Raw genomic sequence first — 16,117 nt, 5'->3', positions numbered from 1 at the left:
CCCGCAGGGGCCCGCCGGAAGCGCCCCGGAGCACCGCGGGCCGGGCGCGGCCTTCCGGACGGGCGCCCGATCCCCGACGGGCCGCCCGATCCGTCGGAGGCCCGCCTTGGCACAGCGCACCGACCCCTGCGAGCGGCTGCTCGGCGACGCGGTGCGCGCGGGCGTCGTCCCCGGCGCCGCCTGGGCCGCGGGCGACGCCCGCACCACCCTGTCGGCCGGGGCCGTCGGCCTCCTCGACCCGGCGGACCCCGCCGGGCCGACGCGCCCCGACACGCTCTTCGACGTCGCGAGCCTCACCAAGGTCCTCGCCGTCTGGGCCGTGACCGGCACGCTCGTCGACGCCGGCGAGCTCGACCCGGCCGCCCCGCTCGGCTCGTACTGGCCGGAGGCGGCCGGCCGGCCGCTCGCCGGGGCCACGGCCCACCACCTCCTCACCCACACGGCGGGCCTGCCGCTGCGCGCCAACCTGCGGCACCTGTACGGCTCCGACCCGCGGGACGTGCGGGACGGGGTCCTGTCCGAGCCGCTGCGGCACCGGCCCGGGGAGGCCGTCGCGTACACCGACCGGGCGGCCCTGGTCCTCGGCTACCTCGCCGAGCACCTCACCGGGCTGCCCCTCCCCCGGCTCGCCGGGGAGCGGGTCTGGACGCCCCTCGGCATGGCGGAGACCCGGTACGGACCGCTGCCCGCCGCCCTGAGGGAGCGGTGCGCGCCGACGGAGCACGACGAGGAGAGCGGCGTCCGACTCAGGGGCACCGTCCACGACTTCTCGACCCGGCTCCTCGGCGGCGCCTGCGGCATCGCGGGCGTCTTCACCACCGCCGCCGACACCGGCCGCTTCCTGCGCCACCTCCTCGACCCGGTGCCCGGCACCTTCTCCGCCGCGTGGACCGCCGCCTCGCTGCGCGTGCGCACCGGCCGCCTCGACCCGCCGCGCGGGCTCTTCTGGCACCCGGCGCCGGGCACGGGCCCGGCGGACGACGTCTGGGCGCACTTCGGCTTCACCGGCACGGCCCTCTGGGTCTCGCCCGCGCGGGGCCGCTGGGCCGTGCTGCTGACCAACCGGCTCTACCTCACCCGCGATCCCGGCCCGCTGGCCCGGGTCAGGGACGCCTTCCGGGCCTTGGCCCTCGCCTGAGGGGCCGCCCCCTCCGACCGCCCCGTCCGCGCCCTCCGTCCACCCCGTCCGCGCCCCCCGACCGCCCGGCGCGCGGAACGGGACGGAGCCCCCGGGGCGCAAGGGGGCCGCAAGGGGCCCTCGTCACACCCGGAACCCCTTGATCGATCGAACGGGCCGCGGGTTACCATATGAGCGCCGCCTAGCTCGAAAGATAAACTTGTGACTGTCAATGACGACTCGTTCACCAGCTGGAAGAACCGCGAGGAAATCGCGGAGTCGATGATCCCGATCATCGGGAAGCTGCACCGGGAGCAGGACGTCACCGTCCTCCTCCACAGCCGCTCCCTGGTGAACAAGTCGGTGGTCAGCATCCTCAAGACCCACCGCTTCGCCCGGCAGATAGCCGGCGAGGAGCTGTCGGTCACCGAGACGCTCCCCTTCCTCCAGGCGCTCACCACCCTCGACCTGGGCCCGTCCCAGATCGACATCGGCATGCTGGCCGCCGACCACAAGACCGACGACCGCGGCCTCTCGGTGGCGGAGTTCACCGCCGAGGCCGTCGCCGGCGCCCTCGGCGAGAACAAGATCGAGCGCCGCGACGGACGCGACGTCGTCCTCTACGGCTTCGGCCGCATCGGCCGCCTCGTCGCCCGCCTCCTCATCGAGAAGGCCGGTTCGGGCAACGGTCTGCGACTGCGCGCGATCGTGGTGCGCGGCGGCGGCGAGCGGGCCGCCGAGGACATCGTGAAGCGCGCCTCGCTGCTGCGCCGCGACTCCATCCACGGCCAGTTCCAGGGCACGATCACGGTCGACGAGGAGAACAGCTCCATCGTCGCCAACGGCAACACCATCAAGGTGATCTACGCCAACGACCCCTCCGAGGTCGACTACACGGCGTACGGCATCGAGAACGCCATCCTGATCGACAACACGGGCAAGTGGCGCGACCGCGCGGGCCTCTCCAAGCACCTGCGCCCCGGCATCGACAAGGTCGTCCTGACCGCGCCCGGCAAGGGCGACGTGCCGAACATCGTGCACGGCGTCAACCACGACACCGTCAAGCCGGACGAGCGGATCCTGTCCTGCGCCTCCTGCACCACCAACGCGATCGTCCCGCCGCTGAAGGCGATGGACGACGAGTACGGCGTGCTGCGCGGCCACGTGGAGACCGTCCACTCGTTCACCAACGACCAGAACCTCCTGGACAACTACCACAAGGCCGACCGCCGCGGCCGTTCCGCGCCGCTCAACATGGTGATCACCGAGACCGGTGCCGCCTCGGCCGTCGCCAAGGCGCTGCCGGAGCTGAAGGCCCCGATCACCGGCAGCTCGATCCGCGTCCCCGTCCCGGACGTCTCGATCGCGATCCTGAGCCTGCGCCTGGGCCGCGAGACCACCCGCGACGAGGTCCTGGAGTACCTGCGCGACGTCTCGCTGCACTCGCCGCTGAAGCGCCAGATCGACTTCACCACGGCCCCCGACGCCGTCTCGATGGACTTCGTGGGCTCGCGCCACGCGTCGATCGTCGACGCCGGCGCGACCAAGGTCGACGGCGACAACGCGATCCTGTACCTGTGGTACGACAACGAGTTCGGCTACTCGTGCCAGGTCATCCGGGTCGTCCAGCACGTCTCCGGCGTGGAGTACCCGACCTTCCCGTCGCCGGCGGTCTGACCCCCGCGACGCCCGACGCCGCGCCGCGCCCTTCCCGGAGGGCGCGGCGCGCCGCCGTTCCCGGGGCGGCGAACCGGACGCGCGGTCGCGGGCGTCCCTCCCGCCATGGAGACGTTCGTCCACGGAACACGCCAGCTGCTGCGCTTCGCGGTCCTGGAGGTGCGCTGCTGCGCCTTCGCCGTCGCGCTCGTCGGCGGGATCGCCGCCTCGACGCTGCTGCCGGAACTGCCGGTCGCCCGCTACGACCTGCTCCTCCTGTACGGCGCCGGGCTCACGCTCCTGGCGTGGCGGGTCGGCTGGGACACCGGCCGGGACGTCGCCGTGATCGCGGGCTGCCACGCCATAGGCCTGCTCTTCGAGCTGGTCAAGGTGCGGATGGGGTCGTGGAGCTACCCGGAGGAGGCGCTGACGAAGTTCGGCGGCGTCCCCCTGTACGGCGGGTTCCTGTACGCGGCCGTGGGCAGTTACGTGTGCCGGGCCTGGCACCTGTTCGACCTGCGGCTCACGGGCTACCGGCCCCGGGTCACGGCGGTCCTCGCCGGCGCCGTGTACGTGAACTTCTTCAGCCACCACTGGCTGCCCGACGCCCGCTGGGCGCTGGCCGCCCTGCTGCTCGCCGCCACGGCGGGCACGTGGGTGCGGTTCCGGGTGGGGGCCCGGGACCACCGGATGCCGCTGGCCCTGTCGTTCGTCCTGATCGGCTTCTTCCTGTGGGTGGCGGAGAACGCGGCCACGTACGTCGGGGCCTGGAGCTACCCGCACCAGCTGGGCGGCTGGCAGCCCGTGCCCCTCTCCAAGTTCGGCGCGTGGGCGCTGCTCATCAGCGTCACCTTCGTCCTGGTGGCCGCCGGCGGCCGGGGCGGCGGCCGGGAGGACGGCGGGAGCGGCGGCCGAGGCGGCGATCGGGGCGGTGGCCGGAAATTTGTTCTCGGCGGCTCCGGGTGAGAAATTCGCGGGTTTCCCGCACGGGCGCCGACGACGTGCTACAGTCGATGTCAGTTGCAGTTGTGGTTCCCAAATACTTACAAGTGCCTTCGACGATTCGACATCGTCAGGCACTTGATTTGTTTTCGGTGCAGTTTCCGGACGGGGCAATCATCACGGCGACTCCGGGATCCGCACAGTGCGGCTCCCAGGGCTACGCCCCGAAAAGGAGATATGACATGGCTACTGGCACCGTGAAGTGGTTCAACTCGGAAAAGGGCTTCGGCTTCATCGAGCAGGAGGGTGGCGGCCCGGACGTGTTCGCCCACTACTCCAACATCGCCACCTCCGGCTTCCGTGAGCTCCAGGAAGGCCAGAAGGTGACCTTCGACGTCACGCAGGGCCAGAAGGGCCCGCAGGCGGAGAACATCCTCCCCGCCTGACGTTGACACGTCCGACGCGGCCGGTGTCCTCACCCGTGTGGTGAGGACACCGGCCCGTCGCGTTTTCCGGATTCCCCACGGCCCGGAGGCCGTTTCCTCCCGCTCCCGCGGCACGTCCGGATCCGCACGCATCACCCCTCACACGACATCGCACGGCATTTCGGTACGTCGCGGCAATTCACGGGTCAACCGCCCGTCGTGAATTCCTCGGAACGCACCGTTTCCAGGAAGGTCACATGAACGACACGCCCCGTACGGACGACACGCGGAAGGCCGAATGCGCGCCGGCCCCGATACCGGCCACCGGCTTCGCCGAACTCGGCCTGCCCGCCGAGGTGCTCCGGGTGCTCGGCCGTCTGGGCGTCGACGAACCGTTCCCGATCCAGGCCGCCACCGTGCCCGACGCCCTCGCGGGCCGCGACGTCCTCGGGCGCGGGCGGACCGGGTCCGGCAAGACGCTCGCCTTCGGGCTGCCGCTGCTCGCGCGGACCGCCGGGCGCCGCGCCGAGGCGCGCAGGCCGCTCGCCCTGGTCCTGGTGCCCACGCGGGAGCTGGCCCAGCAGGTCGCCGACGCGCTCGCCCCGTACGCCACCGCGCTGGGCCTTCGCCTGGCGACCGTGGTCGGCGGCGTGTCGATCGGCCGGCAGGCGGGCGCGCTGCGCGACGGGGCCGAGGTCCTGGTCGCGACGCCGGGCCGTCTCATGGACCTCGTGGAGCGCAAGGACTGCCGGCTCGACCAGGTGGCGGTCACCGTCCTCGACGAGGCCGACCAGATGGCCGACCTGGGCTTCATGCCGCAGGTCACCGAACTCCTCGACCAGGTGCGCGCCGGGGGCCAGCGGATGCTGTTCTCGGCCACGCTCGACCGGAACGTCGACCTGCTCGTCGAGCGCTACCTCACCGACCCGGTCGTGCACTCGGTCGACCCGTCGGCCGCCGCCGTCTCCACCATGGAGCACCACGTGCTCCACGTGCACGGCCCCGACAAGTTCGCCACCGCCACCGAGATCGCGGCCCGCGACGGGCGCGTGATCATGTTCCTGGACACCAAGCACGCCGTGGACCGCTTCACCAGGCACCTCCTCGGCAGCGGCGTGCGGGCCGCGGCGCTGCACGGCGGCAAGTCCCAGCCGCTGCGGAACCGCACCCTGGAGCGCTTCAGGAGCGGCGAGGTGCCGGTCCTGGTCGCCACCAACGTGGCGGCGCGCGGCATCCACGTCGACGCGCTCGACCTCGTCGTCAACGTCGATCCGCCGGCCGACGGCAAGGACTACCTGCACCGCGGCGGGCGCACCGCGCGGGCCGGCGAGTCCGGCGTCGTCGTCACCCTGGTCACTCCCGAGGAGCGCCGGGACGTGGCCCGCGTCATGGCGGACGCGGGCATCCGGCCCCGGGTCGCCCGGGTCCGCTCCGGCGAGGCCGAGCTGACCCGCATCACCGGCGCCCGGAAGCCCTCGGGCGTCCCGGTCGACGGCAGCGCCCCGACCCAGGAGGGCGCCAAGCGCGGCGGCGCGGCCTTCCGCGGCATCGGCACGGTCCCGGGCCGTCCGGGCCGCGCCAAGAACGAGTCCCGACGCGCCGCCGAGGCCCGGAAGACCGCCGAGGCCCGGCGGGCGGCGAAGGTCCGCAGGGGCGGCTGAACGGCCCCGAGGCCCGAGGCGCGCGGGGGGCGTGGTCGAGGAGGTGGGCGGCGCGGCGGCCGAGTTGGGCCGGGACCGATCCCGGCAGCCACTCCCCGGCCCGGTCGGGCTCCGTGCGCGAGGCCACCTCCTGGGGAGCGGGCCGCTCGGCCGGATGCTTCTCCGGGCAGGCGCGTACGAGGCCGGCGAGCGGGTCCGGCACGCCGGCCGGGTCCGCCTCCTCCTCGGCGACCCGGAGGAGGTGGGCGTTCAGACCGGCGTCCGTCGCGCCGAAGAGCAGGCGACCGGTCGCGGCGTAGACGAGGAGCGCGCCCGGGCAGAACACGTCGGACGCCGGGGTGAGTTCGAGGCCGCGCACCTGCTCCGGCGGCATGAGGCCCGGCGAGCCGATCAGCATCCCGGTGCGGGTGTGCGGGCTGTCCCCGGTGAGGCTGTCCATCGCCCGCGCGATGCCGGAGTCGATGACGCGGGGGCCGTCCACGGTGATCAGGACGTTGGACGGCTTGAGGTCGCGGTGGATCAGGCCCGCGCCGTGCACGGCCCGCAGGGCGAGCGCGAGGCGGTTGGCGAGGGTGCGGACCGAGTGCTCGGGCAGCGGCCCGAAGTCCCGGGCGACGACGGGTACGGGCCGATGGCGACCGGGTCCTCGGGCATCAGCTGTTCCACGGAAGAAACCTCCGGGTCGTGACGTTCTTCCTCACCGACGAGGGTTCGCGGCGCCCACCGGCGCCGCGCCGGACGGACCCGGGACGCGCTCCCGGACCGCACCGGTTCCGCCCCGCGACCGCGCTCACGAAGGACGTCCCATGAAGATCGGTATCATCGGCGCCGGCAACATCGGCGGCAACCTCACCCGTCGTCTCACGGCCCTCGGTCACACCGTGTCCGTGGCCAACTCCCGCGGCCCCGAGACGCTCACGGCGCTCGCCGAGGAGACCGGGGCCACCCCGGTCCCCGTCGCCGAGGCCGCCCGCGGCGCCGAACTGGTCGTCGTGACCATCCCCTTGAAGAACGTCCCCGACCTCCCCGACGACGTGCTCGCCGGTGCCGCCGAGGGCTTCGTCCTCGTCGACACCAACAACTACTACCCCCGGGAGCGCGACGGGCGGATCGCCGCCATCGAGGACGAGGGCCTGACCGAGAGCCGGTGGACGGAGAGGCAGTTGGGCCACCCGGTCGTCAAGGCGTTCAACGGCACCTACGCCCAGGACATCCTCGACCGTCCGCGTCCGGCCGGCGACCCCGAGCGGATCGCCCTGCCGATCGCCGGTGACGACGAGGCCGCCAAGGACGCCGTCCGCGCCCTCGTCGACGAGCTCGGCTTCGACACGGTCGACGCCGGCGGCATCGACGACTCCTGGCGGCAGCAGCCCGACACCCCGGTGTACGGGCTCCGCGCGGGTGCCGACGCCGTGGCGAAGGCCCTCGCCGAGGCGTCTCCCGAGCGTCCCGCCGCCTTCCGGGGCTGAGCGGACGGGGCTCCGCCCGGCCCGGGGGACCGCGCGTTCCCGGGCCGGGCCCCTCACGAGCCCTCCGGGGCGAAGGACAGCATGCGGGCCTCGTGCCGGGCGTCGTCGCCGTCGACGTGGGACGGCGTGATGACGATGCGGCCGCGCGCGTAGGCCAGCTTTCCCGCCAGCATGCCGGACTCCGCGGAGCGGGCCGGGGCGGGATGGCGCAGCACCTGCTCCCTGGTGTCCACGCCGCCCGGGCCGAAGCGGGTGATCCCGCCGGGGCTGCCCGACCGGGGCACCTCGTAGACGAGCGCCCGCGTGCCCCCCTCCGCGGCGATCGGGTGGAGGATGTCGCCCTCGCCGGCCTTCACGCCCCAGAGGAGCTTCCCGGTGCCGAGGTCGTAGGCGCCGACCCGGTCGGTCCCGCCCAGGTACACGGCCCGCCGGTCGACCAGGGTGCCCGGGCAGTTCTGGACGCCCTCGCCCGCGTCCCCCGAGTCGGCGCAGTACGCGAAGCCCTTCTCCCTGGCGTCGATGGTGGTGCGCGGCGCTCCGCCGGGCCCGAGGGAGACGACACGCCAGTTCTTGGTGTGCTCCTCGGCGTGGAAGGTGGTGAGGACGGCCGGGTCGGTGGAGAGCACCTTGCCGACCCGCCAGCCCTGCTGGGTCCGGTGGCGCCAGAGCACCTTGCCGGTGCCCGGGTCGATCTCCCTGATCTGCCCGTACGTCCTGCTCCGGTCCGCGCCGACCGCGCAGTCGGAGACGACCAGGAGCCGGGCGCCGCCCGCCACGTCGCCCGGATAGCACCCGCCGGGGTTCTCCACGGGGATGTCGTAGAGCTCGGCCCCGTCCGCCACGCGGTACGCGGTGGCCTTCAGGCTCCGGGCGATCGCGAGGACGCCGCCGCTGATGGCGGTGTGGACGATGATCGTGTCGTCCCCCGAGCCCGTCTCGGTCAGCTCCTTGTCCCAGCCGGCCTTCCCCGTCCGCAGGTCGATCATCCGGAGCTGGTTGCAGCGGTTGCCGTTCCGGGCCCGGCTGCTCTTGTAGACCACGACGACCTTGCCGTCGGGGGTCGGATGGACCGGCGTCTCGCAGACGGGGGCGGGCAGCGGCAGGCTCCACACCTCGGCGCCGTCGGAGAGGCGGTGGGCGACGACCTTCCGGTACATGGCCTGGACGACGGTGTCGCCGACGATCCACAGGTCGTGGAGCCAGACGTTCCGGCGGGGCAGGTCGGTGCGGTCGTCGACGATCCACCCCGTGGCGTCCCCCGGCCCGCGCCCGGCGTTGATCTCCCCGGTCGTGGGGATCCTCTCGGGCACGGGGGTGCGGACGGCCGGGGTACGGGAGGCGGTCGGCGTCCCGGAGGGGGGCGCCGTTCCCGTCGCCACGGGCGGTGCGTCCGCTCCGCCCTGCCGGTCGCTCCGGACGGCGTACGCGCCGACGCCCGCCAGGAGCAGGAGGGCGACGATCCCGGCGATCACCGGTCCCCCGCCGAGGCGCCGGCGGCGGGCGGGCGCCGGGGGCGTCGGGGGCGGTGCCGGGGTGTACCCCTCCGGGGCGTACGGGTTGCCGGGAACCGTCTGCTGCGGCGGGCGTTGCCCGTACCAGGGCTGCGGCGGGCGCTCCATCGGTCCTTACCCTTCTTCGCGTTCTTCGCGCTGCACGTTCTTCGCGCCGGCCGGGCCGGCGCTCACCGGGTCCGGGGTCGCCGAACGCCCCCCGGGGCGCGGCGCGTTCGCCGGACGGTCCGGCGGCCGCGGTCCGGACGCGCGAGGGAGCGGACGGGCGCGCCCCGCGGACCGTTCCGGCCGGATCGGGCCCGGCGGGCGAGACGGCGGCCCGGCGCCCCGACGGCCGCGGGGCGGCAGCCGACACTGCCGCCCCGCCCTGTGCGTCGTCACCCGGCACCTCCGCCCCCCGTCGATGCGTGGGTGCCCGACACAACTCGGCCAACCCTGCCGCCCCGCGTTGCAAGGGCGATGAAATCCTGTTGAAGAAAGGCTCTTGGAGAACTGCGCGGGCACGGGGCGCACGGAGAACACGGGGACGGCGAAGTGGACGAGCGGGCAGCGGGGCCGGGCGGAGTTCCGGCCGGTGCGGGGGAGCACCTGCGGATCGAGCTGCTCGGGTCCGTCCGGGCCCGGCGCGGCGACCGGCGGATCGCCCTCGGGCCGGTGCGCAGACAGGCGGTCCTCGCCGCCCTGGTCCTGCGCGCGCCGGCCTTCGTGACGTACGAGCGCCTCCTCGACGACGTCTGGGGCGCCGAGCCCCCCGGCACCGGCCACCGGGTCCTGCCGAGCTACGTCTACGCGCTGCGCAAGGCGCTCGACGGACCGGACGCCGGTCCCGGCGGGTCGGTGATCCTCGGCGGGCGCGGCGGCTACCGCTTCGTGCCCGAGGGGACCGGGACCGATCTCGCCGAACTGGCCGAACGGGCCTCCCACGCCCGGCGGGCGAAGGCCTCCGGCGATCTCGGGGCGGCGCTCGACCACGGCGGCCGGGCCCTGGAGCTGCTCCACGGGGAGCCCCTGCCGGGGCTGCCGGGGCCCCTCGCCGGGAGCGAGCGGCAGCGCCTGGCCCGGCAGCGGCGCGCGCTGCTCCAGGACCGGGCGGAGTGCCTCGTCCTGCTCGGGCGTCACACGGAGGCCCTGGACGGCCTGATGGCGGCGGCACCGGCCCCGCCGCACGACGAGCCGCTCGCCGCCCTGCGGATGCGCGCGCTGTACGGCAGCGGCCGGCAGGCCGAGGCGCTCGCCGTCTACGGGGAGACGCGGCGCCTGCTCCTCGACGACCTGGGCGTGGAGCCCGGCGAGGAGCTGCGCCGGGTGCACCAGGCCGTCCTGCGGCGGGACGACCGGCTGCTGCTCGGCCGGGCGACGGCCGGTGCGGGGGCCGGTGCGGGGGCCGGTCCTGCTTCCGGTGGCGGCACGGGGGCCGTTGCCGGGCGCCTCCCCGCTGTCGCGGTCGTCGCCGGCGGCGACGGCGCTTCCCGTCCCTCCGGCGGCGCCGACGTCGAGCACCACCTCGCCGACGGCTCCGCTCCCCCGGGCCTCCCCCGGCCCCGGCACGACGAGCGTCCCGGGCTCCCGGACCGGACCGGCGCGTCCGACCGGACCCGCCGTGCCCGGCGGCACCGCAACGAACTCCCCGGCGACACGGCCTGTCTGATCGGACGTGAGGCCGAACTCGCCCTGCTCACCGCTCCGGTGTCCCCGGGAGCGGTGTCCGTGGTGACCGTCGACGGCACGGCGGGGGTCGGCAAGACGGCCCTGGTGGTGCGGGCCGCCTGGGCGCTGGCCGACGACCACCCCGACGGCTGCCTGTTCGTGGACCTGCACGCGCACGGCGCCGCCCACGAGACCGTCGACCCGCGGCGGGCCCTGCGCCGGCTGCTGCGGGCGGTCCGCGACCAGGGGCACGGCGCCGAGGACGGGAACGAGCCGGACGACCTGACGGAGCTGGTCACGGCCTGGCGGGCCGCCACGAGCGGGCTGAGGCTGCTGCTCGTCGTGGACGACGCCCGCAGCGCCGAGCAGGTGCGCCCGCTGCTGCCCGCCGGGCCCGGGAGCCGGGTCCTCGTCGCGGGACGGCAGCGGCTGCCCGGCCTGGACGCCGACGCACGGCTCACCGTGGAGCCGCTGGACACGGGGGTCGCGGTCGGACTGCTCCGCGAGCTCCTCGGCACGGACCGGGCGGACCGCGAGCCCGGGGCGGCCCGCGCACTCGCCCGCCGCTGCGGCGGGCTTCCCCTGGCGCTGCGCATCGCGAGCGCCCGGCTGCAGAACCGCCCGTCGTGGACCCTGGCCTTCCTGGCCGGGCGGCTGTCCGACGACGCGCGCGGCCTGGGCGAGCTGCGGGCCGAGGACCGCAGCGTGGAGGCCGCCTTCCGGATGTCGTACGACCAGCTGGCGCCCGGACTGCGGCGCGGGTTCCGGGCGGTGGGCCTGGCCCCGACGGCGCGCTTCGACGGCCTCGTGCTCGCCGTCGCCCTCGGGCGTTCCCGGGAGTACGCCGAAGGGGTCCTGGAGGACCTGGTCGACGCGAGCCTGGTGCAGCAGCCGCATCCCGGCCGCTACCGGCTGCACGATCTCGTACGGGCGCACGCGCGGCAGCTCGCCGCGGAGGCGCCCGAGGAGGCCGCCGCGGACCGGGACGCCGTGCTGCGGCTCTACACGGCCGCCGGGCGGCTCGCCGCCGACTGGGGCCCGGACGCGTTCCCCACCGGGCCCGAGGGCGTCGGCGGCGCTCCGTTCGCCGACTGGCGGGAGGCGTCCGCGTGGCTGGGCGCGGCGGGCGGGGAGCTGGTGGACGTGGTGGCCCACGCGGTCGCCGCCGGGGAGTTCGACCACGCCTGCTGGATCGCCGAGGCCCTGGCCGACCCCCTGCTCGGGCAGGGGCACCACCACGAGTGCCGGGCCGCCCTGGAGCTCGCCCTTTCCTGCGCGGACCGGGCCTCCGACCGGCGGATGCCCGCCGCGCTGCGCAACTGCATGGGGTTCCTGGACGTGCACCGGGGGCGGTTCCGGGAGGCGTACTCCTGGTTCGAGGAGGCGCTGCGGCACGGCACCCGTCACGGCGACCCCCGGGACCGCGTGCGGGCCGTCGCCGGCATGGGGGTCTCGGAGTGGATGCTGGGCCGGGTCGAGGAGGGCACCGCCCGGCTGGAGGAGGCGGTGGAGCGGGCGGTCGGGCTCGGCGACGACTGGCTGGCCGGGATCGTGACCTGCAACCTCGGCGCGATCCGCCACCGGCAGGGGCGGTACGAGGAGGCCCTGGAGTTCTACGTCACCGCCCTGGCGTTCGCCGAGAAGGGTGGGCGGCCCCGGACGATCGCCGGGAGCCTGTGCTTCGTCGCCGAGGCCCAGCTGGCCCTCGGCCGGACCGCGGAGGCCGTCGGGCTGCTGCGGCGGGCGGCCGGCCTGGCCCGCGAGGTCGAGGACCCGCCGCTGCGGGCCGTGACCCTCTCGCGGCTCGCCGCCGCCGAACACGTCCGGGGCCGGCTGGGTCCGGCCGTCGACACCCACCACGAGGCCCTGTCGGCGCTGACCCGGCACACCAGTACGTGGCTGGAGATGCAGGTCCGCGTCCGGCTCGGCGGCACCTACGCGGCCGCGGGCCGGCACGCCGAGGCCCGCCGGGAGTTCGAGGCCGCCCTCGCCCTGCCCGGGGCGGACGACCACCCCCACGAGTGCGCCCTGGCCCGCGACGGCCTGGCCGGCGCGGCGCCGTCCCCGGGGGAACGCTTCTGACGGCGCGACGGCCCGGGGCGGTGCGGGCCCCGCCCACCGAACACCGCGAGCGGTGCGCGGGGGCTCCGGTCGACCCGGGGCGGTCAGTCAGTCAGTCAGAGGGTGACGATCGTCGCCTCGGTCGCCTTGATGCCGGTCCAGACTGACACGCCGTCGGCGAGGCCGAGTTCGGCGGCGGCCCGAGGGGTGATCTCGGCGACGAGGTCGGGCGCCCCCTCGGAGGTGACGAGGACGCGGAGGCGGCTGCCGCTGGCGGTGATCTCGCGCACGGTGCCGGGCCAGACGTTGCGGGGGCTGCCGGCGGGCTTCTCGCGGTGGAGGGACACCGCCTCGGGCCCGACGATCGCCAGCGCCGGGGTGCCGGGCGGCGGGGGCTCGGCGGCGACCAGGGTGCCGCCGCCGTCGAGGGCGAGGCCGTCGGGGGTGGCGGTGCCGGGCCAGGCGTTGCGGCCGAGCATCCGGGCGACCCAGGGCGACCGGGGGTGGCGGGTGACCTCCGCCGGGGTGTCGTCCTGGAGGGCCCGGCCGTCCTGGAGGACGAGGACGCGGTCCGCGAGCGAGACGGCCTCGACGGGGTCGTGGGTGACGACGAGGCAGACGCCGCCGAAGCCGGCGAGGTGGGTGCGCAGGGTGTGCCGGACGTGGGCGCGGGTGGTCTGGTCGAGGGCGGCGAGGGGTTCGTCGAGGACGAGGAGCCGGGGGCGGGCGGCGAGCGCCCGGGCGAGGGCGACCCGCTGGGCCTGTCCGCCGGAGAGCTGCGCGGGCTTCCGGTGCCCCAGGGGGCCGACGCCGAGGCGGTCGAGCCAGGCCTGCGCCTCGCGGCGGGCCTCGGACCGGGCGACGCCCTGGGCGCGCAGGCCGTAGGCGGTGTTGGCGAGGGCCGACATGTGCGGGAAGAGCGCGCCGTCCTGCGGCACCCACGCGACGTGGCGGCGGTGCGGGGGCAGGGCGGTGACGTCCTCGTCGCCGAGCCGGAGGTCCGCGCGGGCGCGCGGGGTGAGGCCCAGGAGGGCGCGGAGCAGGGTGGTCTTGCCGGCGCCGTTGGGGCCGACGACGGCGATGGTGGTGCCGGGTCCGGCGTCCAGGGTGAGCCGGGTGAAGCCGGTGACGTCGGCGTGCAGGGCCCAGCGCCCGCCGGGCGGGACGCCTTCCGGGGCGGTCGGTACCGCCGCGGCCGGTCCCGCCGCGGCCGGCTGTCCGGCGGTCGGTGACGCCGCAGCCGGCTCCCCCGTGGTCCGCTCCCCCGGCGCCGGTTCCTCCGTGGGGGCGGGGTGGCGCCTCCCGTCCGTCGGGGTGCCGGTCCAGCGCCCGCGCAGGGCGATCAGGACGCCCATGGCGATGGCGAGGAGCAGGAGCGAGACGGAGGTGGCGGCCTCGGGCTCCTCCTGGAGCAGCAGGTAGACCTGGAGCGGGAGGGTCTGGGTCGTCCCGGGCAGGTTCCCGGCGAAGGTGATCGTGGCACCGAACTCGCCGAGGGCCCGCGCCCAGGTGAGCGCCGCGCCCGCCAGGACCCCGGGCGCCACCATCGGGAGCGTGACGGTGAAGAAGACGCGGACCGGCGGGGCCCCGAGGGACGCCGCCGTCTCCTCGTACCGGGGCCGGAGGCCGCCGAGCGCGCCCTCCAGGCTGATGACGAGGAACGGCATGGCGACGAAGGTCGCCGCGACCACCGCACCGGAGGTGTGGAACGGCAGGGTGATGCCGAAGGTGCCCTCCAGCCACGGTCCGAGCAGTCCGCGCCGGCCGAAGGCCAGGAGCAGCGCGACGCCGCCGACGGTCGGCGGCAGCACCATCGGCAGCAGCACGAGCGAGCGGACGAGCGCCTTGCCGGGGAAGGAGACCCGGGCGAGCAGCCAGGCGAGGGGGACGCCGAGGAGCAGCGAGAGGCCGAGCGCCCAGAAGGAGACGAGGAGCGACAGCTTGAGCGCCTCGACGGTCCCCGGCGCGGTCAGGTGGCCGGCGAGCTCGCCCCACTCGGTCCGTACGAGGATGCCGACCAGGGGGAGCGCCAGGAAGGCCACGGCCGCCAGCGCGGGCAGCGCGAGGGCGAGGGGCGGCCGGGAGCTCCCGGGGCGCCTCGCGGAGACGCGCATGTCTGATCGTTTCATCGTCCGTCCCGGAGAGGTGGGGGTGGAGCGGAGGGGCCGCCCGGTCCCCCGGTGCGGGGCAGCCCCTCCCGATCGTGGTCGATCCCGCGCGTCACGGCTTCTGGAAGCCGGCGTCCTGGAGGATCTTCTGTCCCTCGGGCGAGGACAGCCAGGCGACGAACGCGGCGGCGGCCCCGGCGTTCTTCGACTCCTTCAGCGTGGCCGCCGGGTACTGCGCGACGGCGTTCTGGCCGTCGGGGATCTCGACGGCGTCGACCTTGTCCTTCGCGCTCTCGGCGTCGGTCCTGTAGACGAGGCCGGCGTCGGCCTCGCCCAGCTCGACCTTGCTGAGCACGGCGCGCACGTTGGGCTCCTGGGAGACCGGCTTCACCGCGATCTTCTGCTTGTCGAGGATCTGCTCGCTGTACTTGCCGGCCGGGACCTCGGGGGCCGCGAGGACGACCTTGAGCTTGGTGTCCGCGAGGTCCTTCAGGTCGTCGATCCCGTGCGGGTTGCCCTCGCCGGTGGCGATGACGAGGCGGTTCTCGGCGATGACCACCGGGGCGCCGGTGTCGGCCCTCGCCTTGTCCATGCTCTTGGTGTCGGCCGTCACCAGGACGTCGGCGGGCGAGCCCTGGGAGACCTGGGCGACGAGCTCCTGCGACCCCGCGAAGGAGAAGGTGAGCTTCGTACCGGGGTGGGACCTCTCGTACGCGGCGCCGGCCGTCTTGAACACGTCGGTCAGGGACGCGGCGGCGAGCACGGTGAGGTTCGCCGCGGGGGCGCCGCTCGGCGAGCCGGAGGCGGTGGCCGTGGAGCCGCCGGTGCCCTTCCTGCCGTCGTCGCTCGCACAGGCCGCGAGCGGGACGAGCAGGGCGGCGGTGAGGGCGCAGGCGGCGGCACGGCGCCCGGTGAGGGTGAGGGACATGAGGGTCTGGACTCCTTGGAGACGGATCGGAAGTGCGGGGAAGAGGCCGGCCGCGCCGACGGCCGAGGTGCTGCGGTGGTGCGTGAGGGGTGGTCAGGTGCGGTCGATGTGCACGCTGGTCGACTTCACGCGGGCGGTGGCCTGCACGCCGACTTCCAGTCCCGGTTCCTCCACGGCCTCCCGGGTCAGGAGGGAGACGAGCCGGTGCGGACCGGCCTGGATCTCGACCTGGGCCGCGACGTCGCCGAGCTCGATCGCCGTGACGATGCCCGGGAAGGCGTTGCGCGCCGACGTGTACGACGCGTCCTCTTCGTCGTCCTGCGCGATCTCCACGGAGAACGCCGCGAGCGACTTCCCGTCGATGACGCGCCGCCCGCTCTCGTCGCGGTGGGTGGCGACCCGGCCCGCGTCCGCCCAGCGACGCGCGGTGTCGGGGCTGACGCCCAGCAGACGCGCGGCCTGTCCGATGGTGTAGGACTGCATATGCGACACCGTAGGCCGTGCTCGCTCTCATCTGCAAGAAAGTCGTCGGACTCTCCATCGCGGATGAGAGGAGGGTGGTAGGAACCGACGAGCGGGGTCGCCCTCCGGT

At 75.2% G+C, this 16,117-nt stretch carries 11 protein-coding genes and 1 pseudogene; 7 read left to right on the top strand and 5 right to left on the bottom strand.

From position 1 onward, the window contains the following. The first annotated feature begins 106 nt into the window (after positions 1 to 106). The 5 genes from ACIQKA_RS04540 (at position 107) to ACIQKA_RS04520 (ending at position 5,801) form a co-directional block, all read left to right on the top strand. Positions 107 to 1,138, top strand: coding sequence for a serine hydrolase domain-containing protein (locus ACIQKA_RS04540; RefSeq protein ID WP_383429114.1), 1,032 nt, complete (start codon positions 107 to 109; stop codon positions 1,136 to 1,138). A gap of 201 nt (positions 1,139 to 1,339) precedes the next feature. Continuing rightward, a complete protein-coding gene (locus ACIQKA_RS04535) occupies positions 1,340 to 2,794 on the top strand; it encodes a glyceraldehyde-3-phosphate dehydrogenase (RefSeq protein WP_383150801.1) in 1,455 nt (484 codons plus the stop codon). Between the two features lie 105 nt (positions 2,795 to 2,899). Beyond that, positions 2,900 to 3,739 carry a DUF817 domain-containing protein gene (locus ACIQKA_RS04530; RefSeq protein ID WP_402539957.1) on the top strand — a complete coding sequence of 280 codons (840 nt, stop codon included), beginning with the start codon at positions 2,900 to 2,902 and terminating at the stop codon, positions 3,737 to 3,739. A gap of 218 nt (positions 3,740 to 3,957) precedes the next feature. Further along, positions 3,958 to 4,161 carry a cold-shock protein gene (locus ACIQKA_RS04525; protein WP_033201600.1) on the top strand — a complete coding sequence of 68 codons (204 nt, stop codon included), beginning with the start codon at positions 3,958 to 3,960 and terminating at the stop codon, positions 4,159 to 4,161. A gap of 236 nt (positions 4,162 to 4,397) precedes the next feature. Beyond that, positions 4,398 to 5,801 carry a DEAD/DEAH box helicase gene (locus ACIQKA_RS04520; RefSeq protein WP_402539956.1) on the top strand — a complete coding sequence of 468 codons (1,404 nt, stop codon included), beginning with the start codon at positions 4,398 to 4,400 and terminating at the stop codon, positions 5,799 to 5,801. Between the two features lie 181 nt (positions 5,802 to 5,982). On the opposite strand, the pseudogene ACIQKA_RS04515 reads toward ACIQKA_RS04520, so the two are convergent. Beyond that, positions 5,983 to 6,348: pseudogene (locus ACIQKA_RS04515) on the bottom strand (protein kinase); the annotation flags it as partial. On the opposite strand from ACIQKA_RS04515, the gene ACIQKA_RS04510 reads away from it, so the two are divergent. Beyond that, positions 6,251 to 7,270: an NADPH-dependent F420 reductase gene (locus ACIQKA_RS04510; RefSeq protein ID WP_383150921.1), complete on the top strand. Its 1,020-nt coding sequence runs from the start codon at positions 6,251 to 6,253 to the stop codon at positions 7,268 to 7,270. The pseudogene ACIQKA_RS04515 and the gene ACIQKA_RS04510 sit on opposite strands and share 98 nt — an antisense overlap. 53 nt (positions 7,271 to 7,323) lie before the next feature. Here the strand turns inward: ACIQKA_RS04510 and ACIQKA_RS04505 are convergent, their stop codons facing one another. Continuing rightward, on the bottom strand, positions 7,324 to 8,889 hold the full coding sequence (locus ACIQKA_RS04505) for a PQQ-binding-like beta-propeller repeat protein (protein WP_383442315.1): 1,566 nt from the start codon (positions 8,887 to 8,889) through the stop codon (positions 7,324 to 7,326). A 426-nt stretch (positions 8,890 to 9,315) separates the two neighbouring features. Between ACIQKA_RS04505 and ACIQKA_RS04500 the strand changes: the two genes are divergently transcribed. After that, positions 9,316 to 12,510: an AfsR/SARP family transcriptional regulator gene (locus ACIQKA_RS04500; RefSeq protein ID WP_402539955.1), complete on the top strand. Its 3,195-nt coding sequence runs from the start codon at positions 9,316 to 9,318 to the stop codon at positions 12,508 to 12,510. Positions 12,511 to 12,605: 95 nt separating this feature from the next. Here the strand turns inward: ACIQKA_RS04500 and ACIQKA_RS04495 are convergent, their stop codons facing one another. From ACIQKA_RS04495 to ACIQKA_RS04485, 3 genes are all read right to left on the bottom strand, one after another. Continuing rightward, the gene (locus ACIQKA_RS04495) at positions 12,606 to 14,618 is read right to left on the bottom strand and encodes an ABC transporter permease (protein WP_402539953.1); all 2,013 of its coding nucleotides are present in this window, start codon (positions 14,616 to 14,618) and stop codon (positions 12,606 to 12,608) included. A gap of 91 nt (positions 14,619 to 14,709) precedes the next feature. Then, a complete protein-coding gene (modA, locus tag ACIQKA_RS04490) occupies positions 14,710 to 15,525 on the bottom strand; it encodes a molybdate ABC transporter substrate-binding protein (protein ID WP_402539951.1) in 816 nt (271 codons plus the stop codon). 93 nt (positions 15,526 to 15,618) lie between these two features. Continuing rightward, positions 15,619 to 16,008, bottom strand: a complete 390-nt coding sequence (locus ACIQKA_RS04485) for a molybdopterin-binding protein (protein WP_402539949.1) — start codon at positions 16,006 to 16,008, stop codon at positions 15,619 to 15,621. Positions 16,009 to 16,117: the final 109 nt, after the last annotated feature.

This window comes from Streptomyces sp. NPDC092045 (assembly GCF_044756005.1).
In the GTDB taxonomy this organism is placed as follows: domain Bacteria; phylum Actinomycetota; class Actinomycetes; order Streptomycetales; family Streptomycetaceae; genus Streptomyces.
The sequence above is the reverse complement of the archived record's forward strand: the minus strand, read 5'-3'. Positions and strand labels throughout refer to the sequence as shown.

Excerpts from the sequence above, each read along its gene's own strand:
- ACIQKA_RS04520 (WP_402539956.1), top strand. The coding sequence starts at position 4,398 with ATGAACGACACGCCCCGTACGGACGACACGCGGAAGGCCGAATGCGCG.
- ACIQKA_RS04485 (WP_402539949.1), bottom strand. The coding sequence starts at position 16,008 with ATGCAGTCCTACACCATCGGACAGGCCGCGCGTCTGCTGGGCGTCAGC.
- ACIQKA_RS04530 (WP_402539957.1), top strand. The coding sequence starts at position 2,900 with ATGGAGACGTTCGTCCACGGAACACGCCAGCTGCTGCGCTTCGCGGTC.
- ACIQKA_RS04505 (WP_383442315.1), bottom strand. The coding sequence starts at position 8,889 with ATGGAGCGCCCGCCGCAGCCCTGGTACGGGCAACGCCCGCCGCAGCAG.
- ACIQKA_RS04525 (WP_033201600.1), top strand. The coding sequence starts at position 3,958 with ATGGCTACTGGCACCGTGAAGTGGTTCAACTCGGAAAAGGGCTTCGGC.
- modA (WP_402539951.1), bottom strand. The coding sequence starts at position 15,525 with ATGTCCCTCACCCTCACCGGGCGCCGTGCCGCCGCCTGCGCCCTCACC.
- ACIQKA_RS04510 (WP_383150921.1), top strand. The coding sequence starts at position 6,251 with ATGCCGGAGTCGATGACGCGGGGGCCGTCCACGGTGATCAGGACGTTG.
- ACIQKA_RS04495 (WP_402539953.1), bottom strand. The coding sequence starts at position 14,618 with ATGAAACGATCAGACATGCGCGTCTCCGCGAGGCGCCCCGGGAGCTCC.